This is a genomic window from Rheinheimera lutimaris, assembly GCF_013283795.1.
Taxonomy (GTDB): Bacteria; Pseudomonadota; Gammaproteobacteria; order Enterobacterales; family Alteromonadaceae; genus Alishewanella; species Alishewanella lutimaris.
Window position 1 is genome coordinate 44976 of record NZ_JABSOD010000002.1, and the last position, 26765, is coordinate 71740.

General features: G+C 49.9%; 25 protein-coding genes. 19 read left to right on the forward strand and 6 right to left on the reverse strand.

Annotation, left to right across the window (positions count from 1 at the left end):
- Window positions 1-6: 6 nt before the first annotated feature.
- Complete coding sequence (hisD, locus tag HRH59_RS01775; RefSeq protein ID WP_173499563.1) at window positions 7-1326, reverse strand: histidinol dehydrogenase; 1320 nt, start codon at window positions 1324-1326, stop codon at window positions 7-9.
- Between the two features lie 2 nt (window positions 1327-1328).
- Window positions 1329-2237: an ATP phosphoribosyltransferase gene (gene hisG, locus HRH59_RS01780; protein ID WP_173499564.1), complete on the reverse strand. Its 909-nt coding sequence runs from the start codon at window positions 2235-2237 to the stop codon at window positions 1329-1331.
- 448 nt (window positions 2238-2685) lie between these two features.
- Here hisG and HRH59_RS01785 point away from each other — a divergent pair, with 448 nt between their 5' ends.
- From HRH59_RS01785 to HRH59_RS01815, 7 genes are all read left to right on the forward strand, one after another.
- Window positions 2686-2937 (forward strand): hypothetical protein, encoded by a 252-nt coding sequence (locus tag HRH59_RS01785; protein WP_173499565.1) that lies wholly within the window; start codon window positions 2686-2688, stop codon window positions 2935-2937.
- A gap of 91 nt (window positions 2938-3028) precedes the next feature.
- Window positions 3029-4954 carry an ATP-dependent DNA helicase gene (locus tag HRH59_RS01790; RefSeq protein WP_173499566.1) on the forward strand — a complete coding sequence of 642 codons (1926 nt, stop codon included), beginning with the start codon at window positions 3029-3031 and terminating at the stop codon, window positions 4952-4954.
- A gap of 1 nt (window position 4955) precedes the next feature.
- Window positions 4956-5654, forward strand: a complete 699-nt coding sequence (gene tsaB / locus HRH59_RS01795; protein WP_178089459.1) for a tRNA (adenosine(37)-N6)-threonylcarbamoyltransferase complex dimerization subunit type 1 TsaB — start codon at window positions 4956-4958, stop codon at window positions 5652-5654.
- A 128-nt stretch (window positions 5655-5782) separates the two neighbouring features.
- Complete coding sequence (locus tag HRH59_RS01800; protein ID WP_173499567.1) at window positions 5783-6085, forward strand: hypothetical protein; 303 nt, start codon at window positions 5783-5785, stop codon at window positions 6083-6085.
- A 61-nt stretch (window positions 6086-6146) separates the two neighbouring features.
- Window positions 6147-6887, forward strand: coding sequence for an SDR family NAD(P)-dependent oxidoreductase (locus tag HRH59_RS01805; RefSeq protein ID WP_173499568.1), 741 nt, complete (start codon window positions 6147-6149; stop codon window positions 6885-6887).
- A gap of 11 nt (window positions 6888-6898) precedes the next feature.
- A complete protein-coding gene (locus HRH59_RS01810; RefSeq protein ID WP_173499569.1) occupies window positions 6899-7399 on the forward strand; it encodes a DUF2878 family protein in 501 nt (166 codons plus the stop codon).
- Window positions 7383-7895: a chalcone isomerase family protein gene (locus tag HRH59_RS01815; RefSeq protein ID WP_173499570.1), complete on the forward strand. Its 513-nt coding sequence runs from the start codon at window positions 7383-7385 to the stop codon at window positions 7893-7895. Before HRH59_RS01810 ends, HRH59_RS01815 begins: the two co-directional genes overlap by 17 nt.
- A gap of 208 nt (window positions 7896-8103) precedes the next feature.
- Here the strand turns inward: HRH59_RS01815 and HRH59_RS01820 are convergent, their stop codons facing one another.
- Window positions 8104-9402 (reverse strand): alkaline phosphatase, encoded by a 1299-nt coding sequence (locus tag HRH59_RS01820; RefSeq protein WP_173499571.1) that lies wholly within the window; start codon window positions 9400-9402, stop codon window positions 8104-8106.
- A gap of 284 nt (window positions 9403-9686) precedes the next feature.
- Between HRH59_RS01820 and HRH59_RS01825 the strand changes: the two genes are divergently transcribed.
- The 4 genes from HRH59_RS01825 to HRH59_RS01840 all read left to right on the forward strand — a co-directional run bounded on the left by HRH59_RS01825 (window position 9687) and on the right by HRH59_RS01840 (window position 15051).
- Entirely contained in the window at window positions 9687-10514 is an 828-nt protein-coding gene (locus HRH59_RS01825) for a class I SAM-dependent methyltransferase (protein WP_231702374.1), read from the forward strand.
- 154 nt (window positions 10515-10668) lie between these two features.
- On the forward strand, window positions 10669-12324 hold the full coding sequence (gene fadD, locus HRH59_RS01830) for a long-chain-fatty-acid--CoA ligase FadD (RefSeq protein WP_173499572.1): 1656 nt from the start codon (window positions 10669-10671) through the stop codon (window positions 12322-12324).
- A 66-nt stretch (window positions 12325-12390) separates the two neighbouring features.
- A complete protein-coding gene (rnd, locus tag HRH59_RS01835; RefSeq protein ID WP_173499573.1) occupies window positions 12391-13524 on the forward strand; it encodes a ribonuclease D in 1134 nt (377 codons plus the stop codon).
- A gap of 147 nt (window positions 13525-13671) precedes the next feature.
- On the forward strand, window positions 13672-15051 hold the full coding sequence (locus tag HRH59_RS01840; protein WP_173499574.1) for a DUF4397 domain-containing protein: 1380 nt from the start codon (window positions 13672-13674) through the stop codon (window positions 15049-15051).
- 104 nt (window positions 15052-15155) lie between these two features.
- Here the strand turns inward: HRH59_RS01840 and minE are convergent, their stop codons facing one another.
- Genes minE through minC form a run of 3 tightly spaced genes read right to left on the reverse strand, consistent with a single transcriptional unit; the run spans window position 15156 to window position 16971 of the window.
- The gene (gene minE / locus HRH59_RS01845; protein WP_173499575.1) at window positions 15156-15416 is read right to left on the reverse strand and encodes a cell division topological specificity factor MinE; all 261 of its coding nucleotides are present in this window, start codon (window positions 15414-15416) and stop codon (window positions 15156-15158) included.
- Between the two features lie 3 nt (window positions 15417-15419).
- A complete protein-coding gene (gene minD, locus HRH59_RS01850; RefSeq protein ID WP_173499576.1) occupies window positions 15420-16229 on the reverse strand; it encodes a septum site-determining protein MinD in 810 nt (269 codons plus the stop codon).
- Window positions 16230-16239: 10 nt separating this feature from the next.
- A complete protein-coding gene (gene minC / locus HRH59_RS01855) occupies window positions 16240-16971 on the reverse strand; it encodes a septum site-determining protein MinC (RefSeq protein WP_173499577.1) in 732 nt (243 codons plus the stop codon).
- A gap of 163 nt (window positions 16972-17134) precedes the next feature.
- Between minC and HRH59_RS01860 the strand changes: the two genes are divergently transcribed.
- The 8 genes from HRH59_RS01860 (at window position 17135) to ligA (ending at window position 26764) form a co-directional block, all read left to right on the forward strand.
- Entirely contained in the window at window positions 17135-17407 is a 273-nt protein-coding gene (locus HRH59_RS01860) for a YcgL domain-containing protein (RefSeq protein ID WP_173499578.1), read from the forward strand.
- 24 nt (window positions 17408-17431) lie between these two features.
- Window positions 17432-18448, forward strand: a complete 1017-nt coding sequence (locus tag HRH59_RS01865) for a lytic murein transglycosylase (RefSeq protein WP_173499579.1) — start codon at window positions 17432-17434, stop codon at window positions 18446-18448.
- Between the two features lie 4 nt (window positions 18449-18452).
- A complete protein-coding gene (locus HRH59_RS01870; protein WP_173499580.1) occupies window positions 18453-19115 on the forward strand; it encodes a fumarylacetoacetate hydrolase family protein in 663 nt (220 codons plus the stop codon).
- Window positions 19116-19117: 2 nt separating this feature from the next.
- Window positions 19118-19612 carry a YcgN family cysteine cluster protein gene (locus tag HRH59_RS01875; protein WP_173499581.1) on the forward strand — a complete coding sequence of 165 codons (495 nt, stop codon included), beginning with the start codon at window positions 19118-19120 and terminating at the stop codon, window positions 19610-19612.
- A 24-nt stretch (window positions 19613-19636) separates the two neighbouring features.
- Window positions 19637-20254, forward strand: a complete 618-nt coding sequence (locus HRH59_RS01880; RefSeq protein WP_173499582.1) for a mechanosensitive ion channel domain-containing protein — start codon at window positions 19637-19639, stop codon at window positions 20252-20254.
- A 76-nt stretch (window positions 20255-20330) separates the two neighbouring features.
- Window positions 20331-23744, forward strand: coding sequence for a chromosome segregation protein SMC (gene smc / locus HRH59_RS01885; RefSeq protein WP_173499583.1), 3414 nt, complete (start codon window positions 20331-20333; stop codon window positions 23742-23744).
- Between the two features lie 14 nt (window positions 23745-23758).
- Window positions 23759-24622 (forward strand): cell division protein ZipA, encoded by an 864-nt coding sequence (zipA, locus tag HRH59_RS01890; RefSeq protein ID WP_173499584.1) that lies wholly within the window; start codon window positions 23759-23761, stop codon window positions 24620-24622.
- A 99-nt stretch (window positions 24623-24721) separates the two neighbouring features.
- Window positions 24722-26764: an NAD-dependent DNA ligase LigA gene (ligA, locus tag HRH59_RS01895; protein ID WP_331460144.1), complete on the forward strand. Its 2043-nt coding sequence runs from the start codon at window positions 24722-24724 to the stop codon at window positions 26762-26764.
- The last annotated feature ends 1 nt before the right edge of the window (window position 26765 follow it).

The following is a 26765-nucleotide window of genomic DNA, read 5'->3' on the forward strand; positions in this document are numbered from 1 at the left end:
ATTTGCTTAACCCTCAACATTATTCAGTTCAGCCAGACGCAGGCGCACTGCATTAGCGTGCGCATCCAGGCTTTCAGCTTCTGCCAGCGTGACTATGGCCGGGCCAATATTGCGCATACCTTGTGCCGTTAATGTTTGTACAGTAAAGCGACGGTAAAAATCGGCCAATGACAAACTCGACACGGTTTTGCTGTAGCCATAAGTGGGCAGCACATGGTTAGTGCCGCTGGCGTAATCGCCGGCCGACTCCGGTGTCCATTTACCAACAAAGATACTGGCGGCACTGTTAAATTGTGCTGTCAGCTCATCATCTGCCGCGGTTTGCACGATTAAGTGCTCCGGCGCATAAGCATTGGTTACCGCCACAGCCTGAGCTAAATCGGCAGTTAAGATATAGCGGCTGTGGCTAAGCGCGGCTGCTGCAATGTCTTTACGTGGCAGTTGGGCTAACTGACTGGCAACTTCAGCCTGCACGGCCTCGATTAATGCGGTACTGTCGCTGACTAAAATCACTTGTGAGTCCGGGCCGTGCTCGGCTTGCGATAACAAGTCGGCGGCAACAAAGGCCGGGTTAGCGCTGTTGTCGGCCAGTACCAGCACTTCAGACGGCCCGGCCGGCATATCAATTTGCGCGCCCCTGGCATCCTGGCTCACCTGTTGTTTGGCTTCGGTTACATAACGGTTACCCGGGCCAAAAATTTTATCCACTTTGGCAATAGTTTCGGTGCCATAAGCCAGCGCAGCAATGGCCTGAGCGCCGCCGATAGTGTAAATCTCACTAATGCCACACAGCTCTGCAGCGTACAGAATTTCTGGCGCAATATCGCCCGCTTCGGGTTTGCCCGGTGGTGTAACCAGCACAATACGCTCGCAACCGGCTAACTGCGCCGGCACACCCAGCATCAGCACCGTAGAGGGCAGTGGCGCGCTGCCGCCTGGAATATACAGGCCCACTGCGGCAATGGCGCGGCTTCTTAGCTGACACATCACACCGGCGCTGGTTTCTACCTCGATATCACGTGGTAACTGGGCCGCGTGGAATTTACGAATGTTGTCATAGGCCAGCTCGATGGCGGCTTTACGTTCGGGCAAAAGCTTATTTAACTGCGCCAGCTTAGTCTCTACACTTAAGCGCAGTGAGTTAGCCGTCAGGCCATCAAACTGCTGGCTATAAGCTACCAAGGCCTCATCGCCCTGTTGGCGCACGGTATTAATAATTGCCCGTACTTGCTCACCTAACGCAGCAGAGTCGGCAAGCTTGGGCCGCGCCAAGGCAGCTTGTTGCTCACTTACTGATAAGGCTGGCCAGTTAATAACGCGGGTCATAGCTACTCCATCATCTTTTCAATTGGCAGTACCAGAATGGAGCTGGCGCCCAGTGCCTTTAACTGCTCCATGGTTTCCCAAAACAGCGTTTCACTGCTGACCACATGAATGGCGACCATGTCATTGTTACCCGCCAGTGGCAGCATAGTGGGGTTTTCAGCACCCGGCAGCAGCGCAATCACTTCATCCAGGCGGGCACGTGGCGCGTGCAGCATAATGTATTTGCTCTCATTGGCCTGCATTACGCCATTAATACGTGGCATCAGCTTATTAATCAGCTTTAGCTGGCGCTCATCGGTTAAGCCTTTGCGCTGAATCAGCACCGCTTTGCTGCGGTAAATCACATCAACTTCTTTTAAACCGTTGGCTTCTAAGGTCGCGCCGGTAGAGACTAAATCGCAGATAGCATCGGCCAGGCCGGCACGCGGCGCCACTTCAACCGAGCCTTTTAAATTAACGATGCGGGCACTGACACCTTGTTCTTTTAAATAACGCGCCAGCAAACGCGGGTACGTAGTAGCGATGGTTTTGCCGTCCAGAGAGGCAACACCGCTGTAGTTTTCTTCCTGCGGTACGGCAATCGATAAGCGGCAACCGCCAAAATCGAGCCGTTTTAATACGGTGTAATCAAAGCTGTCGTTATCCAGCTTGCGCTGCAGTGATTCTTCTTCCAGCACGTTTTCTCCGACGATGCCCAAATCACAGACACCGTCCATCACCAGGCCGGGAATATCGTCGTCGCGCACGCGCAGGATATCGATATCCATATTCTCAACATGGGCGATAAGGCGCTGCTCGCGCAGATTGATTTTTAAGCCGCAGCTGGTGAACAGGGCCTGGGAGTCGACCGATAAACGGCCGGATTTCTGCATGGCGATACGTAAGCGTTTAGATTCTGTTGCCGGACTCATACTGGTCTCCGTGACGATAATTAAAATGTATAATGCAAATAAATAAAAACCCCGGGCCTGGGCTCGGGGTTTTTATTGCTGTACCACCGGAGCGCCAGAAAATAGCCCTCCGAAAATTCCGGACGGCTAGTCGCTATGATGGTGTAGTACAGTAACAAGCTTCATATTCGGTTTCTTACTTATTAAGATGTTATACAAGTTACCTGTGACAGGGCGGCAGTGCAAGTAGGTTTTGATAACAATTGAAAAGTGATTATTTTGCAAGTTGTTGAAATTTAATTGCTTCGTGTTTTTTGATCGTCTTTTCAGAAAAATTATTTTATAGCATAAATACCAAAATCAGAATTTAATGCATAAATAGTGGTCAGCTTGTATAGTCAATGTTGGCAATTGTTTAAGTTTATTCCCGCCAGGCCGATAACGGGATAATTACCTGCAGGAGACGGTGATGGACGCTTTTATGCCCTTTATACATCGCGTACCCGGTACGCCGGTCGAGCCTGATCCAAAGCAGGTGGTGCCGGTGTTTAAGGATGCGCGTTTAAGCCCAATCAAGCCTAACGAGCAGAAGTACCTTATTTTAACCCGACAGGCGCGCAAACGTGATCCACGTCAGGAAGCCTGGCCGGATGCGCCTTACACCACGCCGGAAGAAGATCAGCATGTGGATAAAGACGGCCATCTGGATATTTTTGTCTGAATTTGCCCGCGATTAAGGCATAATAACCGCCTTATTTTATTGTTGGTTGTCGCAGTGCTATCTGGTCTATTTAATCACCTTTTGAGTTGCTATGCGTAAGCAGGTTGTCAGCGCCTTTGCGCCGGGCGGCGCTTTGGCGTCGCACATTGCCGGTTTTAATGCCCGCGAGGCGCAAGTAGAAATGGCGCAGGCGGTAGCCGACGTAATTGAAACACCGGGCGCTCTGGTGGTTGAAGCCGGTACCGGCACCGGTAAAACCTACGCTTATTTAGTACCGGCGCTGCTTAGCGGTAAAAAAGTCGTGTTGTCTACCGGTACCAAAAACCTGCAGGAACAGCTGTATTTTCGCGATCTACCTAAGGTAGTAAAAGCGCTGGCCAGTCCGTTGCAACTGGCGCTGCTAAAAGGCCGCAGCAATTATTTGTGTTTATTTCGCTTAGAGCAGCATTACAACCATGTGCCAATGCAGGATGAGCAGCTTATTCAGGATCTAAGCCTGATCAAAAAATGGTCGGCCGAAACGCAAAGCGGTGATATTGGCGAGTTAAGTTATATCAGTGAAGACTCCAAAGCCTTGCCGTACGTTACCAGCACGACCGACAATTGTCTGGGTAAAGACTGCCCGGTATATGAAGACTGCCACTTATTGAAAGCCCGCAAAAAGGCTCAGGCGGCTGATTTGGTAGTGGTAAACCACCACTTATTTTTCGCTGATTTAGCGCTGAAAGACACCGGTTTTGGTGAGCTGTTGCCGCAAATGGATGTGATTATTTTCGACGAAGCCCATCAGTTACCGGATATTGCCAGCGACTATTTTGGTGAAAATGTCTCCAGCCGGCTATTGCTCGATTTATGCCGTGATATCAATACCGCCTGCAAAACGGAACTGCGCGACCACCCGCAATTAGCCAAAACTGCCGATAAAGTTGCCTTATTGATTAAAGACTGGCGGCTGCAATTTGGTACTGAACCGGCTAAGGGTAACTGGCGCGAGCTGTATCAGAAACCTGAGATGCAAACGGCGCTGAACCGTGTTGCTGAAGCGATAGATATGCTGTATCTGGTAATGAAAAGCAGCCTTGGCCGCAGCGATTTAATTGATAATGCCTTTGAGCGTTTAGCCCTGTGCAAAGCACGCTTATTAAAGCTGACCGATATGCAGCAAAGCGGCGTCAGTTTATGGTTTGAAACCACCCGTTTGCATGTGAGCCTGCATTTAACGCCGCTGAGTATTGCCGACAAGTTCCGCGATATTGTCGCTGCTGATGAGCGTAGCTGGGTATTTACCTCGGCTACCTTGTCGGTAAATCACGGCTTTAGCCATTACACCGCGCAGATGGGGCTGAACAATGCCAAAACGCTGTTGCTGGAAAGCCCGTTTAACTATGGCGAGCAAGCGTTGCTCTGTGTGCCGCGCTACCTTAGCGAACCGCACGAGCAGGGCATGGCAAAACAGTTATTGCAAATTGCAGTGCGGCTGATAGAAGCCAATAACGGCCGCTGCTTCTTCTTGTTTACCAGCCATCGCATGCTGCAAGTTGTAGCAAAGCAGTTGCCGGATCTGATCCGTCAACCGGTGTTGGTGCAGGGCAGTATCGGTAAACGGCTGCTGCTGGATCAGTTTGTTAAGCTGGATAATGCCGTGCTACTGGGCACCGGCAGTTTTTGGGAAGGCGTAGATGTACGTGGCGATACGCTAAGCTGCGTGATTATCGACAAACTGCCGTTTGCCTCGCCGGATGAACCCTTACTGCAGGCCCGCAGTGAAGACTGCGTTATGCGCGGCCAGGATCCCTTTGCGCAAGTGCAGTTACCGCAAGCCGTTATTACGCTAAAGCAAGGCGTGGGCCGGTTAATTCGCGATGTTACCGATCGCGGCGTAATGGTTATTTGTGATAACCGTTTAGTCACCAAACCTTATGGTGAAGTATTTTTAACCAGCTTACCGCCAATGCGCCGCACCCGCTCACTGGATGAAGCGGTAAACTTTTTACAACAGATGAAACAGGACAATTAAGTTGAACATAGCCACTCTTAAACTACTTGCCCTTGATACCTCAACCGAGGCCTGCTCAGTAGCCTTGCAGGTTGGCACAGATATTTTAACGCTGGATGAAGTCTGCCCGCAGCAGCACAGCAAACGTATATTGCCGATGGTGCAGCAGCTGTTAAGCCAGGCCGGTATCAGCCTTAATCAGCTCGATGGTATTGTGTTTGGCCGTGGCCCGGGCAGTTTTACCGGTGTACGCATTGGTGTCGGTGTTACCCAGGGGCTGGCGTTTGGGGCAGATGTGCCGGTGTATGGCGTGTCAACGTTAGCGGCGATGGCACAGGCGGCACAGCGTTTACACGGTGCAAAGCAGGTTATTGCTGCGATAGATGCACGGATGGCAGAAGTGTATATCGGCAGCTTTGTGTTACAAAATGGTCTGATGCAGCCCGGCAGCAGTGAAGTTGCTATTAAACCGCAGGACATCAGCGGCTTTAGCCTCAGTGGTGAAGTGCATGCTGTCGGTACCGGTTGGCAGACTTATGCAGAGGCCCTGTTACAACTGCAGCCTGCTGTTATCGCTGCTGATATTTTATATCCGTCGGCGCAGGATATGTTGACGCTGGCGTTGCCGGCACTTGCTGCCGGGCAGTTTATTGCTGCTGAACTGGCAGAGCCGGTGTATGTGCGTGATGATGTGACCTGGCAAAAACTGCCCGGCCGATAACCGTCCTACTTGAAGCTGCAGCGGTGTTGGCTGCAACTTCAATTAGTTTGGCTATCCGGGGCATAAAATGCTTGGTTTGTTGGCGGCACTGGCTATAATTAGCGCTATGTCAGGCTCGGTTGCGTATTATGACACTGAATATTAATGCTGCTGCAAATGCTACCCAAAGCATCGGTACCGTATTTAACGGTGCTGAGCCACGCCGTGCCACGCCGCGCAACGACACCGCAACGGAGTTGCCGCAAGGCCGTGGTGTACGGGCAAGCTCAGAGGTAATAAACCGGCTGGATGACGAACGCCGCCAGCAAACCAATTTCAGCTCCGGCAATGACCGGCGCAGCCAACAAGCGATAGATGCTTATCAAAGCCAGGCCAATGAGCAGCGCCGCAGTGAAGTGCAAAACCTTCTCGGCGTCGATCTTTACGCCTGAGTAAATCCAATTCTCTGCTCCTGTCGTAATCTAAACAGTACTTACTTGTTTTGAGATGATTATGACTTCTACTTGTTTAATCACCGGTGCCAGCTCCGGCATTGGCCGCGAGTTGGCGCTGCATTATGCTGCCAATGGCTGGACAGTCTACGCGGTGGCGCGTTCTGCAGATAAGCTTGATGAGCTGAGTAAAAATGCCGGCATTCATGCTTTACCACTTGATCTTACTGACAATACTGCTTTGCAATCTACAGCCTTAAATATGCTGGAGCAGGGCGTGGTGTTGGATCTGCTGCTGCTAAATGCCGGTACCTGTGAGTATGTCGATGCGTATGATTTGAATTTAGCCGCGTTTGAACGCACTTTCGCCATTAATTTTCATGCCGTAGTGGCAGCAACCAAATACTTTATGCCATTGTTAAAAGCTTCGTTAGCACCACAGTTGGCTATCGTCAGTTCTATGGTACATTTTTTCCCGTTTACCCGCAGTCAGGCCTATGGTGCCAGTAAAGCCGCCGTCAGCTATTTTACCGACAGCTTGCGGGTTGACCTGGCCGGTAGTGGTATCAGCGTGCATTTGATTGAACCGGGTTTTGTCGACACGCCGCTAACACAAAAGAATGATTTTTCGATGCCGTTTTTAGTATCCGTTGGCGACGCTGCTGAGCGTATTTATAGCGGTTTACTGCGCGGTAAAAGTCGTATTCGTTTCCCGCGCCGCTTAAGTGTGATGTTAAAGCTGCTATCAATGTTGCCGTACAACTTACGTAACAGTGTAGCGACGCGGATGAAACAGCAGTGACCGGTAAAGTAATGAGTGACAAAACAACCTTTAATTGGCGGGCGCTTATCGGTTTTGAATTGTGCTGGTTAGCACTGGTGTATTGGCAGCAGCTTGCGATTATTCCGGTGCTGCTGTATTGGTGTTATGGCATGTGGCGGTTAAGCACGGCCGGGCGCATTGCTGTGCTTGTAACGCTTAGTGCCGGTGTAGTGCTCGATACACTGTTGGTACAGCTTAACGTGTTGCAGTTTAGCAGTGGTGGTCTGTTGCCATTGTGGTTTGTATTACTTTGGGCCGTATTCGCCCTGGCGGCGGTGGAGTTTATGGCAAAAGTACTGACTAAACCCTGGTTGGCGGCGCTATTAGGTGCCGGTGGCGGGCCGTTATCTTATTGGGGCGGTGCCGCATTAAGCGGTGGGGCTATGCAGTTTCCGATGCCGCTATACTCGGCAGCAGTGTTAATTGCTGTATGGGCGCTGATTGCTATAGCGCTGGGGCAAAGCAGGAGGTGGTATGTTAAAGCCATATAGTGTGGTGTTGCTGTTGGGGCTTACCGGCGGTGTCGGTTTTAATGCTGTGGCAGTGCCGGAGCTGGCCACAGTGGGCGAGGGATCTTACCGCTACCTGTTTTGGCAGCTGTATGATGCGCGTTTAGCGACACAAAGCGGCCAGTTTGAAAGTTATACACAAAGCACGCCGTTGTTGCTGGAGCTGACCTATAAACGTGATATCAGTAAGCAGCAGTTTATTGATGCCACGGTAGATGAATGGCAAAAGCTGGGCCAAAGCAGTAAAGAGCAGCAACAGCAGTGGGCGCAACAATTACAAAGCCTGTGGCAGGATGTGAAAGAAGGCGATACCCTGGCGGCGTTATTGTTAGCTGATGGCCGTGTCAGGTTTTATTTGAACGGTGCTGAAACCGGCGTGCTGGACGATACCGCTTTTGGTGCAGCGTTTTTTGATATCTGGTTGCACCCGGATACCAGTGCACCGAAGTTGCGCCGCCAGTTAATTGCGATTAATTAGTAGTATACAAACGAACCGGTTTGCCCACGCTAACGCGCCGTAAACCCTTCCATGGGGGCTCGACTATAAACTTCTTCCTTGAAGTTTACCCGTCGGGCCAGCGGAGCTGTTCAAATTCGCTCCCAGCGAATTTGTCAGGCATCCATGCCTTCAACGGTTAGCTTAGAGCAAATCGGTTCTTATTTCGGAGTAATTACCGGAAAGCAACTTACTTAGTTTGCTGAATATACTGCATCAGCTTTTTAGCGATCTGAGTATTATCCTGAAAGCCAATAAAGTCTTTTGCGTTTTTACCGTAAGCCAGTACAGCAACGTCTGCAGCGGTATGGCCACCAGTTGTCCAGCCGGTATAAGAGTATTTTGCTACCAATTGGTTTGATAATTTACGTAGTGTAGTTTCATCCTGTTGCCGGGTTGCCAGCAAGCTTTGCTGTTCTGCTTCGGTTAAGTTGATTGACGTAAGCTCAGCCCAAAGTGCCAATGCCGCGGCGTCAGAATCGGCTTGTTTCAGTTGCTCTGCGATACTGCGGCCGGTGGCTTTTACCTTGCGTATTACATCCGGTAACCACTGGTACTCGCCAGCTGCACCCAGCGACATGCCGCCGGTTTCATGATCGGCAGTAATAACCAGTAAGGTATCGGGGTGTTTATCCACATAGGCTTTGGCCACCGCAATAGCTTTGGCGAAATCGTCCATTTCAGCCATGGCACAGGCGATATCGTTGTCATGGCCGCACCAGTCAATCTGGCTACCTTCGACCATTAATACAAAACCTTTTTTAGCCGGTGTTAACAGTGTCAGGGCTTTCTCTGTCAGGGTAGCCAGTTGGTTGTCCTGATTGCTGTTTAACACAGCCGGTAAAGCTGTTTCAGCCAATAATGCCAGCGCCGGTGCGTTAGTTAAAGTATTTAACTGCTGCCAGCTATCGGTGTACTGAAAACCCAACTGTTTAAAACCATCGACCAGATTACGCTCGTCGCGGATAAAATACTTGGTGCCGCCACCTAAAATAACATCGGCAACGGTTTTACCGTCGATGCGGTAATCCAGATACATATCGGCGATTTCGTCGTAATTGCGCCGGCTTTTATTGTGGGCTAAAAAAGATGCCGGTGTAGCGTGGTTTACCTGCGAGCTGGCAACAATACCGTTGGCTTTGCCCAGTTTTTTCGCCAACTGCATCATAGTGCCAAGAGGGATATGTTGGCGGTTTACCGAAATCGCACCGTTGTAGCTTTTAAATCCGGTAGCCAGTGCGGTAGCGCCGGCGGCTGAGTCGGTAACATAGGTATCGTCGTCCGGATAGGTGCTGGCCATGCCCAACCATAGCTCGTCAAAAATGGTGTTTTCCACTTCAGCTGTGGCTTTGTCATCACTGAAATACCGGTAACCGGCGAGGTAAGCCGGCCCCATACCGTCACCAATCATGTAAATAATGTTTTTGGGTGCGGCAGATGCCAAAGCGGGAGAGAGCAAGAGTGCCAGCGTGAGCAAAGATATGCGCATAGAGTTTTACCTTATAACAGCTTGATGTTCTTGTGAGCTAGTGTACTTTATAGCGGCAAGATGGCAAAAAGATGTCGACGGTTATCAGGTTTTCTATGGTCAGAGGTTTATTTCCGGCTTAAAAATGTCGCTGAACACTTAATACAAAATGAACTGTATTGAATTTGCCGACTCTTATGTGCATATTTTGTACAGTTCCCTGTTTACGCTTTGCAAATTCCGATTTTCAAAGTGCCAACAAAACCAAGGTGTTGTATATGTCAAAAAAAATTACAAGAAAGACAATGTTGTACTCTTTTGCTTTATTCTGCGCTATTTCAGGTTTTTCGCCGGCTGCACAAAATACCGATTATACTGCACAACTGACCAAGCTGGCTGACGCGGCGCAGCGTAGCCAGGGGCATAAACAACGAAACCAGTACCGTAATCCGGCAGAAACACTGCAATTTTTTGGTTTGACACCGAATATGTCGGTTTTAGAAATTTGGCCTGGCCATGGCTGGTACACTGAAATTTTGGCACCTTTTGTTAAAGATCAGGGTAAGCTGACATTAGCGCAGTTTCGTCACAATGATGGTTCGTTAAAGGATGATCGCAGTATTTTTTGGGCGCGTGTAAGCCAAAAATTAGCTGAACGCATCGCTGAGCAGGCAGATTATTTTGGCGATGTGGCGATGATTGAGTTAGATCCGCCCTTATTATTGCCATTACAGGATGAGCAGTTTGATATGGTGCTGACGTTTCGCAATTCCCATATCTGGAATGAAGACGGTAATTTGTTTGGCACCTTACAGAGCATTTTTCAGGCGCTTAAACCCGGCGGCACCTTAGGTATGGTAGAGCATCGTGCGGCGCGATTATCCGATATCTCCAGCTCAGCCGTCGATGGCTATCTGGATGAGTCTTATATTATTCAGGCTGCGCAGATGGCAGGTTTTGAATTGGTCGCCAGCAGTGAGATTAATGCCAACTCCGCCGACATGAAAAACTATCCGAAAGGCGTTTATGCCTTGCCTCCGACCCTGGCGATGGGGCAGTATAACAAAGCAGAGTACGTCGCTATTGGTGAAAGTGATCGTATGACGCTGAAGTTCGTAAAGCCGAAGGAATAGCAGGGCTAATTGTGCAACGCCTGTAATTGTGGGATGATTAGCCGTTAGAGTAAAAACTCCAATAAAGCCACTGTAGTAATTAAGCGCAACGACAGATTGCGTGAGCGTGGTTTTATATCTATACAATAATAACCTTAGACAAAAGGAGAGGACGGTGGATAGAGTTTGGTTAAAACGTTACCCGTCAGGCGTACCCGCAGAAATTAATGCCGATCATTACCCGTCATTATTAGATATTTTTGAACAAAGTATTGCAACCTATCCGGATAACACCGCTTTTATCAACATGGGTAAAAGTATCAGTTACCGTGAGCTGGATCAGCAAAGCACCGCGTTTGCGGCTTATCTGCAGACAGAGTTGGGGCTAAAAAAGGGCGATGCTGTCGCCATTATGATGCCTAACTTACTGCAATACCCCATTGCCTTAATGGGCGTATTACGTGCCGGTTGTGTAGTGGTTAATGTAAACCCGCTGTACACACCGCGCGAGCTGGAGCATCAGTTAAACGACTCCAAGGCCAAAGTCATTATTATCGTAGAAAACTTTGCCCATACCTTAAGTGCAATTGCGGGTAAGGTTAAACTGGACCATGTGATCCTAACCACCATGGGTGATCGCTTAGGCGCGGTTAAAGGCACTATTGTTAACCTGGTGGTTAAGCATATTAAGAAGCTGGTACCGGCTTATAAACTACCCGGAGCCATTCGCTTTAACAGCACCCTGGAAAAAGGCGCAACGCTAAAATACAGTAAGCCTGAAATGAAAGGTTCAGACATTGCGTTTTTACAATACACCGGCGGTACAACCGGCGTCTCAAAAGGTGCTATGTTAACGCATCGTAATATGGTGGGTAACCTGGAACAGGTGAGTGGTTGTTTAGATAATTTACTGGAAAAAGGTGTGGAGCGGGTTATTACCGCGCTGCCGCTGTACCATATCTTTGCCTTAACGGCGAATTTCTTCACCTTCTTTAAATATGGCGCCACTAACCTGCTGATCACGAATCCGCGCGATATGAAAGGCTTTGTCAAAGAGCTGCAGAAGTTTCATTTTACTATTTTTACCGGTGTTAACACCTTATATAACGGCTTGTTGAATACGCCGGGTTTTGCTGAGTTAAACTTTAGCGGCCTTAAAGCTTCAATCGGTGGCGGTATGGCGGTACAACGCCCGGTGGCAGAGCGCTGGCAAAAAGTAACAGGTACCCGGTTAATGGAAGGTTATGGTTTGACCGAATGCTGCCCATTGGTAACAGTAAGCCCTTATGATTTAACCAGTTTTAACGGCAGTATTGGCCTGCCGGCTCCGTCTACCGATATTCGTTTGGTGGATGAAGAAGGCCAGGATGTTGCCGCCGGAGAGCCTGGCGAAATGCTGGTGAAGGGCCCACAGGTAATGCTGGGGTATTTAAACCGGCCGGAAGAAACTGCCAAGGTGTTGAAAGACGGCTGGTTATATACCGGTGATATTGCGCGGATGGACGAAGAAGGTTTCTTTTATATTGTCGATCGTAAAAAAGACATGATTTTAGTCTCCGGCTTTAACGTCTACCCGAACGAAATTGAAGAAGTCGTAGCGATGAGCGATAAAGTGCTGGAAGTAGCTGCTGTTGGCGTCCCCAACGAAGCTACCGGCGAAGCAGTGAAGCTATTTATCGTGAAAAAAGATGCCAGTTTAACGGAGCAGGAAGTGATCCAACACTGCCGGCAACATTTAACGGGCTATAAAGTGCCTAAGCAGGTAGAATTCCGTACAGAATTACCGAAAACCAATGTCGGTAAAATTTTACGGCGAGAACTTCGTGGTTAGTACGCTTTACAGCAAAAGCCGGCCTTGAAGCCGGCTTTTGTTTTCACAAGACACAACAGGTAACGCATGATTCCGTTAATTACCGATAACGAGGCATTGGCTGCTTATTGTAGCCAGGCAGCAAACCATACCGTATTAGCGGTGGACACCGAGTTTATCCGTCAAAGTACGTTATATCCCAAGCTGGGTTTAATTCAGTTGTTTGACGGCCAGGCACTGGCGCTGGTTGATCCGTTACGTATTACCGACTGGCAACCGCTAAACTGCCTGTTTGCTGATAAGGGAATTATTAAATTGCTGCATTCCTGCAGTGAGGATCTCGAGGCTCTGGCGACTATCGGCATTAGTCAAATAACGCCATTGTTTGATACCCAACTGGCTGCTGAGTTACTTGGTTGGGGCAGCAGCATGGGTTATGCCAGGCTGGTAGAGCAATTAACAGGTGAAATACTGGACAAAAGCGAGTCACGTACAGATTGGTTAGCCCGGCCCTTATCTGACACCCAGCTTACCTACGCCGCAAATGATGTGCATTTCCTGTTTCCGCTGTACGAAAAGTTTGTTGCACAGATGAGTGCGGAGCAGCAACAGCTGTTACTGCAAGAGGGTGAGCAACTAACCCGGCGCAAAGAACAACAGCTGCCGCTGGAATTTAAATATCTCGAAATTAAAAACAGCTGGCAACTTACACCGCGTGAGTTGGCAGTATTACGTGAGCTGGCAGCCTGGCGTCAACGCTATGCCATGGAACGAGACCTGGCATTAGGTCTGATATTAAAAGATATCCAGTTGATTGAGCTGGCCAAACGCAGGCCATCGACAGCAGAGAGCTTATTAAATATTCCCGGTATGCCACCGCGCGAATTACGCCGTCATGCTAAAACGCTGGTTGAAATCATTGCTCAGGCGAAAGAGTTGCCACAGGCACATTGCCCGCAGCGCTTTTACCATGAACAGCAGTTTGCCGGCCATAAAGAAACTGTTGCGCAGTTAACCCAAGCCATAAAACGTGCCGCCGCAGAGCAGGGTATTCCGGCAGAATTTATGTCGGTTAAACGGCAGTTAAATGAATATCTGAACTGGTGTTGGCGTATAGCAGATGATGACAGGCAGTTATTACCATTACCGGAATACATGCAAGGCTGGCGACAAAGCCGCTTACTACCATACTTACCAAAACCGGTACATATAGTGTTTTAATAAACTAACTGTAAACGTACCGGTATAGTAGTCAGATCAGTATAAATTTTCGGCAATTTTGTCCGATTTTTAGCAAGCCGTTTTTTTGATCGGAGTAAAAAATCTTGGCGTAACACTTCAGCACTTATCAACTGAAGGGTTATAACAATGAATGGAATAAAAAAACTTGCTTTTCCCGCTTTGTTGGCGCTGTCTCTTACAGGATGTTGGTTAGATGATGATAATGATCCGTTGCCACCACCACCTCCGGTAGTGAACGCCACAGTGCAGGTTGTGCATACCTCAATAGACGCTCCGGACGTTAATATACTGGCCAATGACGATGCGGTTATTGAGGGCCTGGCTTTTGGCGAAGCATCTGACGTACTGTCCCTACCGCCGGCCACTTACAGCGTAGCAGTTGATGCACTATTAGCTGACGATACCACCGCGACAGTAATTGGTCCGCTGGACCTGGCGTTGGAAGAAGCCAAGCGTTATACCGTGTTTGCTGTGGGTAAAGTGGCTGAAGAAACATTGGAGCCATTAGTGGTTACCGGCACTGTAAATGATGTTGCTGCCGGTAAAATTCGCTTACAGGTAGTGCATGCTGCCTCAACCGCACCAGAAGTTAGTATTCACGTTACTCCACCTGAGGCGGAACTGGGAACTCCAACAGATACTCTCGCTTTCAAAGACTTTACCGATCCGCTGGAACTGGACCCTGCGGAATATCGTGTACGCATTACGCTGACTGACAACGAAACGGTAGTGTTTGACAGCGGTACTGTACCATTAACCACGGCAGGTACCGATCTGGTTGTAGCGGCAATAGACAGCCAATATTCCGGTGATTCTCCGGTATCTCTATTGGCCGTGGGTCAAGACGGTAGTGAGTTAGCCATTTTAGATGCAGCAGCTACCGCTTCGGTACGGGTAGTACACAATGTCTCGGATGCGCCTGCAGTGGACGTGGTTGCAAATGATAATTTTGCTGAGCCATTGGTTACTGCTTTGGCTTTCCCTGACTTTACCGACTATCTGACACCGGCAGCCGGTGATTACAATATTAAAGTAGCTGTATCAGGTACTGAGACTGCTGTAATAGATGCAGACGTAACCTTAGACGCCGGTAGCTTCTACAGCGTATTGGCAGTTGGTTCATTAGATGCAACGGATGACTTCGCTATTGAGCCGCTGGTGCTAACCGATATGCCGCGCCGCGTCGCTACTGAAGCTAAAGTACGTATTGTGCACGGCTCCACGCTTGCCGGAAACGTTGATATTTATGTTACCGCCGATGGCGATATTGCCGATGCTACCCCTGCTTTTGCTAATGTAGCCTTTAAAGCTGAGACCGGTTATGTGCCTTTACCGGCCGGCGACTATGTGGTGACTGTTACTCTGGCCGGCACTAAAACCTCCGCTATAGAAGTACCGGTAGAACTGGCTGCCAACAGCATTTACACGGCCATTGCCCGCGATGGTGCAAACTTAGACGCCACTATGATTGGCCTGATCCTGATGGATGATTTTGCAGTGCGCTAATGATGTAGCGGAACAGCCGGATTATAGTGATTACTAAGGTCCTGTAGCAAAGTTAAAGCCCGCATTTCGCGGGCTTTGTTTTTCTAACTATTGGCGTAGTAAAACTAGCGCTTTTCATCCGGAAAAGTGACATTCAGCTCCAGCACTGACAGCTCGTCGTCGCGCTGCTCTAATGTTACAGCAATATCTTCCGGTGAAATATCCACGTACTTGCGGATCACCTCTAAGATATCGCGCTCCAGCTGCGGCAGGTAATCCGGGCTGTTACGCCGTCTGCGCTCGTGTGCAACGATAATTTGTAAGCGCTCTTTGGCTGTATTGGCACTGCTTTTCTTGGTTGAGCGAAAATAATCCAGTAATGACATCCTTTATCCTCCGAAAATCCGTTTTAACAGGCCCTTTTTCTCCACTGTTAAAAAGCGGAACGGCACTTTTTCACCGAGTAAACGTTCGACTGTATCCAGGTAAGCCTGGCCGGCATCACTTTCGCTATCGAGGATCACCGGCTGGCCTGAGTTAGAGGCATTAAGTACGGCTTGTGACTCAGGAATAACGCCTAACAGGTCAATCGACAGAATTTCTTTTACATCTTCAACACTGAGCATTTCGCCTTTTTCGACCCGCTCGGGGTTGTAACGGGTTAGCAGCAAGTGCTCTTTTATTGCATCCAACCCTTGCTCGGCACGGCGTGATTTACTGGCTAACATGCCCAAAATACGGTCTGAATCGCGTACTGATGATACTTCCGGGTTGGTAACCACTATGGCTTCATCAGCAAAATACAGCGCCATCATGGCACCGGATTCGATGCCGGCCGGTGAGTCGCATAAAATAAAGTCGAAATCTTTTGCCAGCTCGTTCAGTACCTTTTCTACCCCGGCTTTGCTTAGCGCGTCTTTGTCACGCGTTTGCGAGGCCGGTAAAATAAACAGGTTGTCGGTACGTTTATCTTTAATCAGTGTTTGTTTTAAATTGGCTTCGCCGTTAATCACATTGACGAAGTCGTACACAACGCGGCGCTCGCAACCCATAATCAGGTCTAAATTACGCAAGCCAATGTCAAAATCGATAATTACCGTTTTATGGCCTTTTAATGCCAGGCCGGTGCCGATAGCCGCACTGGAAGTGGTTTTACCCACGCCGCCTTTTCCTGACGTAACAACTATGATTTTTGCCATAGTGAGATCCTTACCCTAATTCTGCTAATACCAGTTGATCGTCTTGTAATTTGATACAAGTCGATTTACCCCAAAATTCACCCTGCAGGCTTTCGCTAAGCCAGTAGTTACCGGCAATAGACACCAGTTCGGCCTGCAAGTTGTAACAAAAAATACGTTTACTGCGATCGCCGGCTGCCCCGGCAATGGCTTTACCACGCAAAGTGCCGTAAATATGAATATTGCCGTCGGCTATCACTTCGGCGCCGGCGCCTACGGTACCGCGAACAATTAAATCGGTGCCTTTGGCATAGAGTTGCTGACCGGAGCGCACAGTTTGCTCAACAATTTTTGCGTCCATTGCCACCGTGGCGCTTTCTGCACTGTTGTTTAATGAATTGTTGTTTACTGAATTGCTGTTTGACGCTGCAGCGCTGGTTTTAGTGGCGGCTTTGTTATCTTTACCCAGCTGTAAAGCGGCTAAGCCGGCCTGCTGTGCTTGCTGCTTTAATTCTGTACCGGCACCGCATACGCCGACTAATACCAGGTTTAACTCAGCAAACAGCTGTTTTATCGCAGCAAAGTCGGGTGTTTGCCGGCAGTCGGCTACATTGAGCACTATAGGTGCCTGATAAAAGAAAGCCGGTGCCTGAGCCAGTTTTTGGCTTAAACCGGCGCGCAGAGCGTTAACGCTGAGATCGGCGCAGGAGAGTACCGATAAAGGAAATAAACTACCTTTTAATTCCAAAGTCTGATCTGACATAACTGTTTTGTGCGCACTTATTATTATCTGTTGCGGGCTTAGATTTACTGCTTGCAGGCCGCGCTTTTATTTGCGTTGCCGCTTGTTTGCCGGTACGCAATACCTGGGCTTCATGTTATAGTTTAGACCTTCGTTAAGCAAGGTTGAGGCGTGGTTTTATTCGATGCTGTGTGCAGTTTATAAAAGTCCGAATAAGGACAGTACCTATCTTTATGTGGAACGCCGTGATGACTTCAGCAAAGTACCGGCTAACTTGCTTACCAGTTTTGGCATACCGCAGCTGGTAACCATTATTAATTTAGCCGCGCGGGAACATTTAGCGCTGGCAGATATCGATAAGGTACGGCAGCAGTTACAGCAGCAGGGCTTTTACCTGCAATTGCCACCGCCGCCGCAAGATATGCTGGCACAGCACAAGGCGCAGCATCAGCAATAATTCTTTATTTAACGGGCTCTTATTATGTTTAAATCTGTTGTTTCTCTTACCATTGCGGCTGTTTTCAGTGTCTCTGTCTTTGCCGCCGACACCAAGCCTGAGTTTTCTGATTATGTCGCTACCTTAAAGCAAGAAGCGCTGAGCAAGGGTTATTCATCAGAGTTAATAGAACCGGTGTTTGCCTCTTTGACCTATCATGAGCGAATCGTTGCCGCCGATAAAACCCAGCCGGAAGTGGTGGAAACCCTCAGTACTTATTTGCCTAAGCGGGTTAGTGAAACCCGGATCCGCATGGCGCGTGAGCGTTATCAGCAATATTTACCGCAGTTGGAAAAAATCGCTGCACAATACGGCGTACAAGCGCGGTTTATTGTTGCACTGTGGGGGCTGGAAAGCAGTTTCGGTAATTTTATGGGTACTTATTCGGTGCCCTCTGCGTTGGTAACTCTGGCGTATGATGGCCGGCGTGAAAGCTTTTTTAAACAAGAGTTTTATCAGGCGCTGGATATCTTAGCCCAGGGCCATATCAGCCTGGATGAGATGAAAGGCTCCTGGGCCGGAGCCATGGGACAAAATCAGTTTATGCCTAGCTCGTTTATGGCCTATGCGCAAGACGGTGACGGCGATGGCAAAAAAGACATCTGGACCAATCAGGCCGATGTATTTGCCTCTATTGCCAATTATTTAAAACAGCAGGGCTGGGATAACAGCAAAACCTGGGGCCGGGAAGTGCTGTTGCCGCAAGATTTTGATATCACACATGCCATTGCCCGTGGCAGCCTGCAACGCAGCGAATGGTTGCAGCGCTGGGCAGAGTCAGAACGCAGCCTGGCAGACTGGCAGCAGTTGGGGTTGCAGCGGTTAAATAAAACCGCACTGCCGGTGCGCGATATTAACGCCGCACTGGTATTGCCGGATGGTGAAGGCGGTCGGGCTTTTTTAGCCTATGATAACTACAAAGCATTGATGCATTGGAACCGGTCTTATTACTTTGTAACCAGTGTTGGTTATCTGGCCGATTTAATTGTGGCAGCGGAATAATAACATGACATATCAACATCGCACGGTTGACGGCAAAGCCATAGCATTGCCGGTGGGCAAGGTGCTGTGCATAGGCCAGAATTATCAGGACCATATTGCTGAGATGCAAAGCAAAACAGCACCACAAGCGCTGTTTTTTATTAAGCCCTCTACCGCACTGTGCGACTTTGCGCCTCGTTTTAGTTTGCCGCAGCAGCAGGGCGAGGTGCACAATGAAACTGAACTGGCTGTACTGATTGGCAAACCACTGAAGCAGGCTGACTTTACCGCAGTAAATGAAGCTATCTGGGGTTACAGTTTGGCGCTGGATCTGACGCTTCGTGATGTACAGGCAGAGCTGAAAAAATTAGGCCGGCCGTGGGAGATTGCCAAGGGTTTTGACGATGCCTGTCCGATAGCCGGTTTTGTCGAAAAAGCCGCCTTGCAACATCCGCAGCAAACGGAGTTTCGCTTAACGGTAAACGGTAGTTTGCGTCAGCACGGCAATACCGCGAATATGATCCGCGGCATTACGCAACTTATCAGTGAAATGAGTCAACATTTCACGCTGTTGCCGGGCGATATAGTACTTACCGGCACACCAGCCGGTGTAGGGCCGCTGCAAAGCGGCGATCAGTTACAGTTACAACTGGCTGATATATTTACAGTAAACAGCAAGGTAAATTAAACATGGCTTTAGCAGAACGCTATTGGGAAACCAAAACGCTCGATGAGATGAATACCGAAGAGTGGGAAGCCTTGTGTGACGGCTGTGCCAAATGCTGCCTGAACAAGTTTATCGATGACGACGAATACGAAGGCCCGACAGCTGTGTTGCATCAGGATGAACAGGTGCATTACACCAATATTGCTTGCCGCTATTTAAACAGCCACAAATGTGAGTGCAGCGAATATAGTCAGCGCACGGTATTGGTGCCCGATTGCATCGCGTTAACCAAACAAAACCTGAAAGACATTTTTTTTATGCCCACCAGCTGTGCCTACCGCCGTTTACATGAAGGCCGCGGTTTACCGCACTGGCACCCGTTGTTAAACGGCGGCAAAAAAAGCCTGATGCATAAAAAGCAAATGTCGGTGCGCAACAAAACCATCTCAGAGTTGCAGGTTAACCTGGATGATTTTGAAGACTTTATCGTGCGTTGGCCACTGAACGATCTGGATTAACCCATACTTTTCGGGAACTTAACTTTGTCATTCCTGCAATATTCGCAACAGCTGATGCAGCATTTCAGTCCGACCACAGTACAACTGGTTATCAGCGTATTGGTGGTTATTCTGTACTTTATTATCAGCCGGCGTATCGCCCCGGTTTTGTATCGTTTTATCGCGGCCAGCCAGTTAAAAGCCGAAATGAACAAGCGTGCGCTGGTGGTGTTCCATATTATATTGGCACTGCTGCTGATAGTGGTGCTGAGCATTGTCTGGGGCGTGGATATCCGCGGCTTATTAGTGCTGGCGTCATCGATGATAGCGGTAGTCGGCGTAGCCTTGTTTGCTGCCTGGAGCTTGCTGAGCAATATCACCGCGTTTTTCATATTACTGGGGCAAAAGGCGTTTGCCGAAGGTATGGAAGTGCGGGTAGTAGATGGCGGCAACTTTCTGGAAGGCCGTATTATCGAAATTAACCTGTTTAGCACCGTACTGCGCACCAAAGACAACGAACTGGTGGTGTACCCAAACAACCTGCTTATTTCACGTCCGGTAGTGGTATTTCCGAAGAAAAGCCGCAAAGTGGTGAGTAATACTGTGGTAGAAAAAGCCGAGCGTTGGCGCCGTAAGACCTTGATTGGTCAGAAAAGCGAGTGATTTTCCCGTGACAGCAAGCAAGAGCACTGCTACATTCGGCAAAACGCAATGATAACAATAATTCTATATTGCCCTGATGCGCTTAAAACAGATCAAACTGTCCGGCTTTAAGTCGTTTGTTGACAGCACCAATGTGCCTTTCCCACAGCAAATGACGGCGGTGGTCGGCCCCAATGGCTGCGGTAAATCTAATGTAATTGATGCAGTGCGCTGGGTGCTGGGCGAAAGCTCAGCCAAAAACCTGCGCGGCGATGCCATGACCGACGTTATATTTAACGGTTCGTCGCAGCGCAAGCCGGTGTCACAAGCGTCGGTAGAGCTGGTGTTTGAGAACACTGAGGGCCGTTTAGCCGGCGGCATGGCCGATCGCAGCGAAATTTCCATTAAGCGTATTGTTACCCGCGATGCGCAGTCAAATTACTTTCTTAACGGCAGTAAATGCCGCCGCCGTGACATTACCGATATCTTTTTAGGCACTGGCCTGGGGCCGCGCAGTTACGCCATTATCGAACAGGGCATGATTTCACGGCTGATTGAATCCAGACCGCAGGAATTGCGGGTTTTTATCGAAGAAGCAGCCGGTATTTCCAAGTATAAAGAGCGTCGGCGCGAAACAGAAAATCGTATTAAGCACACACGGGAAAACCTCGATCGCTTAGCCGATGTACGCGAAGAGCTGGGCAAAAATATTGATAAGTTAAAACGCCAGGCTAATGCGGCGCAACGTTACAAAGAGCTGAAAGCTCAGGAGCGCAAGCTTAAAGCTGAACTGACCACCATCAAGTGGTTGCAATATAACAACCGCTTTACCGCATTAGAGCAGCAACTGGCGCAGCAACAAACCGAGCTGGACAAATACCAGTCGCAGGAGCTGGGCGATCAGCGCGTGTTGCTGGAGTTAAAACAGCAGGCACAGGATGGCCGGCAAGTGCTGGAGAAAGTGCAGAGTAACTTTTATCAGCTGGGCAGCAGCATCAGCCGTTTAGAGCAGCAAATTTTGCATCAGCGCCAACAACAGCAAACGTTAACGGCGCAATTGCAACAGGCACAACATACCCTGGCACAGGCAGAAGAGTTTATTGCCACCGAGCAGGCGCAACAAGCAGAGCTGCAACAGCAACTGGCAGAAGACGAGCCGCAGCAGGCATTGCTGGATGAGCAACTGGCAGAGCTGACAGAGCAGTTACAACAACTGGAAGACGAGCAGTACCAGCAGCAACAGGCTTTTAATCAGTGGCAACAACAACATTTTCGTTTGCAGCAGCAACAGCAGCAGCAACAGTTGCAACAACAAAACCAGCTTAGTCAGTTAGCGCAGTTACGCCAGCAGGAACAGCAGCTGCAACAGGAGCAGGCCGCACTGGCACTGGCGCCGTTGCAACAGCGTGTTGCTGAGCTTGAAACTGAACTTAGCTATGGCGCCACACAAGTGCAGCAAAGCACAGCGTTGCATGAACAAGCGCAGCAGGCGGTACAGCAGCAGGAGCAGCTTAACCGTGAGCTGGATGCTGCACAGTTACAGGCCAAATCGGAATTATTGCTGTTGCAGCGCGAGCAACAACAACTGCAACAGCAGCAGCAACAAAAAGACGGTGAACAGCAGCAATTATTACGCCAGCTGCAGCTTAAACCCGGCTGGGCCGCTGCAGTGGCGCTGGTGCTGGGACAGTTACAACATGCTGCGGTAACTGAGCAACTGCAGGCTACGGCGCAAAGTATGGTAAGCCGTAACAGCTGTGCTGCTGCGCCCGGCAGCCTGGCAGAGGTTATTGTCAGCGGTGTGTATCCTGAAAGCTTTAACCAGATTTTCTGCGTTGCCGATATCAACGCCGCGCAGCAAAGGCTGTCGCAGCTGGCTGCCGGCCACAGCGTGATCACGACATCAGGCTATTGGCTTGGTTCTAACTGGTGTTTGCAGGCCGGAGCGCAACAACAGGATAACTACTTGTTGCGCGAAGAACGTTTAGTGCAACTGCAGCAAGAATTAGCAGCCGCTGAGCAGCAGGTTCAGCAGCTCAGCGGGCAGTACGCCGCACAGCAACAAGCGCTGCAACAGGCACAGCAACAGCAGCAGCAGGCGCTGCAGCAACTGCAACATGCTGAGCGGACACAACAGCAGCAACTGACCGCGAAGCTGTTGGCTCAGCAAGAGTTGCAACAAGCAGAAAAACTGGCGCAAAAGCTGGTGACGGAGCAACAACAGTTACAGCTGAAACAAGCACAACTGGAAGAAAGCACAGAACAACTGGCAATGGCGCTGGAAGACAGTGCTGAGCAGCTGTTGCAGCACGAAGGTGCACAGCAGCAACTGCACAGCCAAAGCGGCAACCAACAGCAGCAGTTGCAGCAATTACGTGCCCAATTTGAACAAAAGCGCACGCAGCAACAGCAACTGCTGATGCAACAAAAGGTGGCAGAGCAGCAATTAAGTGCGCTGCAGCAAAGCCTGCAACGTGCGCGGATGCAACAGCAACAATTGCAGGAGCAAGCCGGCACACTGACGGCAAAGCTACAACAGGATGACGAGCCGGAATTATTGCTGCAAGAGCAGCTGCAGCAAGCTTTGCTGGAGCGCGAAGAGGCCGAACAGCAAATGATCGCACAGCAAGACCAGCTGGCTGCGGTAGAGCAGCAAATTCGTGAGCTGGAGCAGGGCCAACATGGTATTTTGCAGCTGTTAAACAAAAAACGTGCTGAGTTGGCAGAATTACGCCTTGATGCTGAAGGCTACCGCGTGCGGGCCAATAATATGCTGGAACTTTTACGTGAACAGCAGGCCAATATGAAGGACGTTTTGGCAGAGTTGGCGCCGGATGCCGAAGAAACTGTCTGGCAGCAGCAACTGGACAAAACCGTGGATGCTGTTGGCCGTTTAGGGCCGATTAACCTGGCGGCCATTGAAGAATACGAGCAACAGGCTGAGCGTAAACAGTATCTGGATGCGCAAAATGATGACTTAACCGCTGCCATGGATACGCTGGAAACGGCGATCCGCAAAATTGACAAAGAAACGCGGCAGAAGTTTAAAGATACCTTTGAGCAGGTTAATGACGGCTTAAAAACACTGTTTCCCAAAGTGTTTGGCGGTGGCAGTGCTTACCTGGCATTGACCGAAGATGACTTGTTAGAAACCGGTGTCACTATCATGGCAAGGCCGCCGGGCAAAAAAAACAGTACAATACATTTATTATCGGGTGGTGAAAAAGCCCTAACGGCTTTATCATTGGTGTTTTCGATTTTCCGGCTTAACCCGGCACCATTTTGTATGTTAGATGAGGTAGATGCGCCACTGGATGACGCTAACGTCGGCCGGTTTTGCAATTTGGTGAGGGAAATGTCAGAAACAGTGCAATTTATTTATATTAGCCACAATAAAATTGCCATGGAAATGGCGGCGCAGTTGATGGGCGTGACAATGCAGGAACCGGGCGTGTCACGTGTGGTCGCTGTCGATGTGGATGATGCTGTCAAAATGGCAGCAGCCTCTTAATAAAAGGTAACCTTATGGCTGACGAATTACGTTTAGTGTTTATTATTATCGGCGCCCTGTTGCTGGGGGCGTTACTGTTGCACGGCTTGTGGACAGTGCGAAAAAATTCCGGCCAGCCAAGACACCGTTATTACGATGAAGACCAGCAAGACAAAGCCGAAAAGGCTGACGGCTTTGATGACTTTGGCGTCGGCCAGGTGCGGGTAGTTAAAAAGGGTAGCTCCGCGCCAACAGATTACGCCGCAGCGGCTAAACCGGTAACCGCCAACGCTGAACCGGTAAAACGCCCGGTGCCACGGCAGCCGGCAGCCGAAGTGCAAACTGAATTAGCCTTTGAGGAGCCAAAAGAGCCTGAGCTTAATTTCAGTGCGCTGAGCGATGACGAATTACAGCAACCGGCGTTTGAAGCACCAACAGAGCAAGATGAACCCGCCGCTGCAGCCGAAGAGCCGGCAGAAGTGCTGATTTTGTACGTGTTATTGCCGGAAAGCAAAGACATGAAAGGCCCGGACTTATTATCGTCATTGTTAACGCTGGGCTTTAAATACGGCGACATGGATATTTTTCACCGCCATATAGACAGTGCCGGCTCAGGTGCAGTGTTATTTAGCCTGGCTAATATGTTTAACCCGGGCACCTTTGACCTGGAAAACATTGAAAAGCTCAGCACCCGCGGGGTCAGCTTATTTATGACCTTACCCGGGCCCGGTGAGCCGCTGCAAAACTTTAACCTGATGCACAATGCAGCGAAGAAGCTGGCAGAAGAGTTCGGTGGCCAGGTATTAGACGGTCAGCGCAGTGTGCTCACGGTACAAACGGTGCGGCATTATGTGGATAAAATCCGCGAATTTCAGCGCCAGCGTTTGATCCACGGCTAAAGCGCGCCGCTTACGGCGAAAATAACAGCAGCTAAAACGGCAGGCAGTAGTCCTGCCGTTTTTGTTATGGCAAACTCAGGCGTAAATTTTTACAGGTACATTCAGGTTATGGAACAGGCAATTTTGCAGCAGGTACAGCAACTGCGTCAGCAATTGGAAGACTACAGCTATCAGTACTATGTGCTGGATAACCCCTCGGTGCCGGACGCAGAGTATGACCGCTTATATCGGCAGTTGCAGCAGTTAGAAGCAGACTATCCGCAGTTGGTTACAGCGGACTCGCCCACGCAGCGGGTTGGCGCGGCACCGCTGGCAAAATTTGGCCAGGTAAGCCACAACATTCCGATGTTGTCGCTGGATAATGCCTTTGGCGCGGATGAATTCAGCGCCTTTTGTAAACGTATGGCCGATATGTTGGACAGCAGCGCGGAGTTCAGCTTTTGCTGCGAGCCGAAACTGGATGGCCTGGCAGTCAGCATTCGCTATGAAAACGGCGTGCTGGTGCAGGCAGCAACCCGCGGTGATGGTTATACCGGTGAAGATATTACCGTCAATGTAAAAACCATTCGCGCCGTGCCGTTAAAACTAAAAGGTGCGGCAGTTCCGGCGGTGCTGGAAGTGCGCGGCGAAGTATTTATGCCGCTGGCCGGTTTTAACCGGATGAACGATAAGGCCCGTGCTGCGGGGGACAAAGTGTTTGCCAACCCGCGCAATGCCGCAGCCGGCAGTTTACGCCAACTGGACCCGAAAATTACTGCACAGCGGCCATTAATGTTTTACGCCTATGCGGTAGGTGCGGTAGAAGACCCTGCACAGCTGCTCGACAGTCGCAGCCATTATCAGCGTTTAATGCAGCTGAAAGATTGGGGGCTGCCGGTGTGTCCGGAAATTCGCCTGGTAACCGGCGCCGATGCGGCACTGACGTACTATCAGGACATTATGCAGCGCCGCAGTGCGCTGGCGTATGAAATTGACGGTGTGGTGATAAAAGTGTCCGACCTTGCGCAACAACAAGCTCTGGGGTTTGTGGCGAGGGCGCCGCGCTGGGCTATTGCCTTTAAATTTCCGGCCCAGGAAATGCTGACCACCTTGTTAGATGTGGAGTTCCAGGTTGGCCGTACCGGTGCCATTACGCCGGTGGCGCGGCTGGAGCCGGTATTGGTCGGTGGTGTTACGGTCAGTAATGCCACTTTGCATAATCAGGATGAGATAGACCGGCTGGCGGTGAAAATCGGCGACAGGGTTATAGTGCGCCGTGCCGGTGACGTGATCCCGCAAATTGTTTCCGTAGTGACAGAGCAGCGGCCTGACACGGTGCGCGATATTGTGTTTCCGCTAAGCTGCCCGGTATGTGGCTCGGCGGTAGAACGGGTCAGTGGCGAAGCCGTGGCGCGTTGCAGCGGCGGTCTGTTTTGTGCCGCTCAGCTTAAAGAATCGATAAAGCATTTTGTCTCGCGTAAAGCCATTGATATCGAGGGGCTGGGTGATAAGTTAGTTGAACAGTTAGTTGATCAGCAACTGGTGAAAACCCCGGCTGATATTTACAGCCTGGATATGGCGGCGTTAGTTGGCCTGGAGCGGATGGCCGAAAAATCCGCCCTTAAGCTATTAGCGGCGATTGAACAGTCAAAACACACCAGCTTAGCGCGCTTTATTTATGCGCTGGGTATTCGCGAAGTCGGTGAGGCTACGGCGCTTAACCTGGCGAATCATTTCACTGCCTTAGCGCCACTGCAACAGGCTACGGTAGAGCAACTGCTGCAAGTCAGCGATGTTGGTACTGTGGTGGCCGAGCATGTAAAAGGCTTTTTTGCCGAGCCGCACAATCAAAGTGTGATAGCGGCGCTGGTTGATGCCGGCATTAGCTGGCCGGCGATAGCGCAGCAGGCCCAAACCGAACAGCCGCTGGCGGGGCAAACTATAGTGCTTACCGGTACTTTGATTAGCATGGGCCGTGATGATGCTAAAGCGAAACTGCAGCGGCTGGGTGCTAAAGTGTCCGGCTCGGTATCAGCGAAAACCCACGCCGTTATCGCCGGTGATAATGCCGGCTCTAAACTGGTTAAAGCTAATGAGCTGAATGTAGCGGTGTGGACAGAGCAGCAAATGCTGGATTTATTTACGCAGTATGGAGTGAGCTAAA

Excerpts from the sequence above, each read along its gene's own strand:
- HRH59_RS01870 (WP_173499580.1), top strand. The coding sequence starts at position 18,453 with ATGACATATCAACATCGCACGGTTGACGGCAAAGCCATAGCATTGCCG.
- HRH59_RS01800 (WP_173499567.1), top strand. The coding sequence starts at position 5,783 with ATGACACTGAATATTAATGCTGCTGCAAATGCTACCCAAAGCATCGGT.
- HRH59_RS01875 (WP_173499581.1), top strand. The coding sequence starts at position 19,118 with ATGGCTTTAGCAGAACGCTATTGGGAAACCAAAACGCTCGATGAGATG.
- HRH59_RS01865 (WP_173499579.1), top strand. The coding sequence starts at position 17,432 with ATGTTTAAATCTGTTGTTTCTCTTACCATTGCGGCTGTTTTCAGTGTC.
- HRH59_RS01840 (WP_173499574.1), top strand. The coding sequence starts at position 13,672 with ATGAATGGAATAAAAAAACTTGCTTTTCCCGCTTTGTTGGCGCTGTCT.
- hisG (WP_173499564.1), bottom strand. The coding sequence starts at position 2,237 with ATGAGTCCGGCAACAGAATCTAAACGCTTACGTATCGCCATGCAGAAA.
- HRH59_RS01805 (WP_173499568.1), top strand. The coding sequence starts at position 6,147 with ATGACTTCTACTTGTTTAATCACCGGTGCCAGCTCCGGCATTGGCCGC.
- HRH59_RS01810 (WP_173499569.1), top strand. The coding sequence starts at position 6,899 with ATGAGTGACAAAACAACCTTTAATTGGCGGGCGCTTATCGGTTTTGAA.
- HRH59_RS01785 (WP_173499565.1), top strand. The coding sequence starts at position 2,686 with ATGGACGCTTTTATGCCCTTTATACATCGCGTACCCGGTACGCCGGTC.
- hisD (WP_173499563.1), bottom strand. The coding sequence starts at position 1,326 with ATGACCCGCGTTATTAACTGGCCAGCCTTATCAGTAAGTGAGCAACAA.
- minC (WP_173499577.1), bottom strand. The coding sequence starts at position 16,971 with ATGTCAGATCAGACTTTGGAATTAAAAGGTAGTTTATTTCCTTTATCG.
- minE (WP_173499575.1), bottom strand. The coding sequence starts at position 15,416 with ATGTCATTACTGGATTATTTTCGCTCAACCAAGAAAAGCAGTGCCAAT.
- smc (WP_173499583.1), top strand. The coding sequence starts at position 20,331 with ATGCGCTTAAAACAGATCAAACTGTCCGGCTTTAAGTCGTTTGTTGAC.
- rnd (WP_173499573.1), top strand. The coding sequence starts at position 12,391 with ATGATTCCGTTAATTACCGATAACGAGGCATTGGCTGCTTATTGTAGC.
- HRH59_RS01815 (WP_173499570.1), top strand. The coding sequence starts at position 7,383 with ATGTTAAAGCCATATAGTGTGGTGTTGCTGTTGGGGCTTACCGGCGGT.
- HRH59_RS01820 (WP_173499571.1), bottom strand. The coding sequence starts at position 9,402 with ATGCGCATATCTTTGCTCACGCTGGCACTCTTGCTCTCTCCCGCTTTG.
- HRH59_RS01790 (WP_173499566.1), top strand. The coding sequence starts at position 3,029 with ATGCGTAAGCAGGTTGTCAGCGCCTTTGCGCCGGGCGGCGCTTTGGCG.
- zipA (WP_173499584.1), top strand. The coding sequence starts at position 23,759 with ATGGCTGACGAATTACGTTTAGTGTTTATTATTATCGGCGCCCTGTTG.
- HRH59_RS01860 (WP_173499578.1), top strand. The coding sequence starts at position 17,135 with ATGCTGTGTGCAGTTTATAAAAGTCCGAATAAGGACAGTACCTATCTT.
- minD (WP_173499576.1), bottom strand. The coding sequence starts at position 16,229 with ATGGCAAAAATCATAGTTGTTACGTCAGGAAAAGGCGGCGTGGGTAAA.
- HRH59_RS01825 (WP_231702374.1), top strand. The coding sequence starts at position 9,687 with ATGTTGTACTCTTTTGCTTTATTCTGCGCTATTTCAGGTTTTTCGCCG.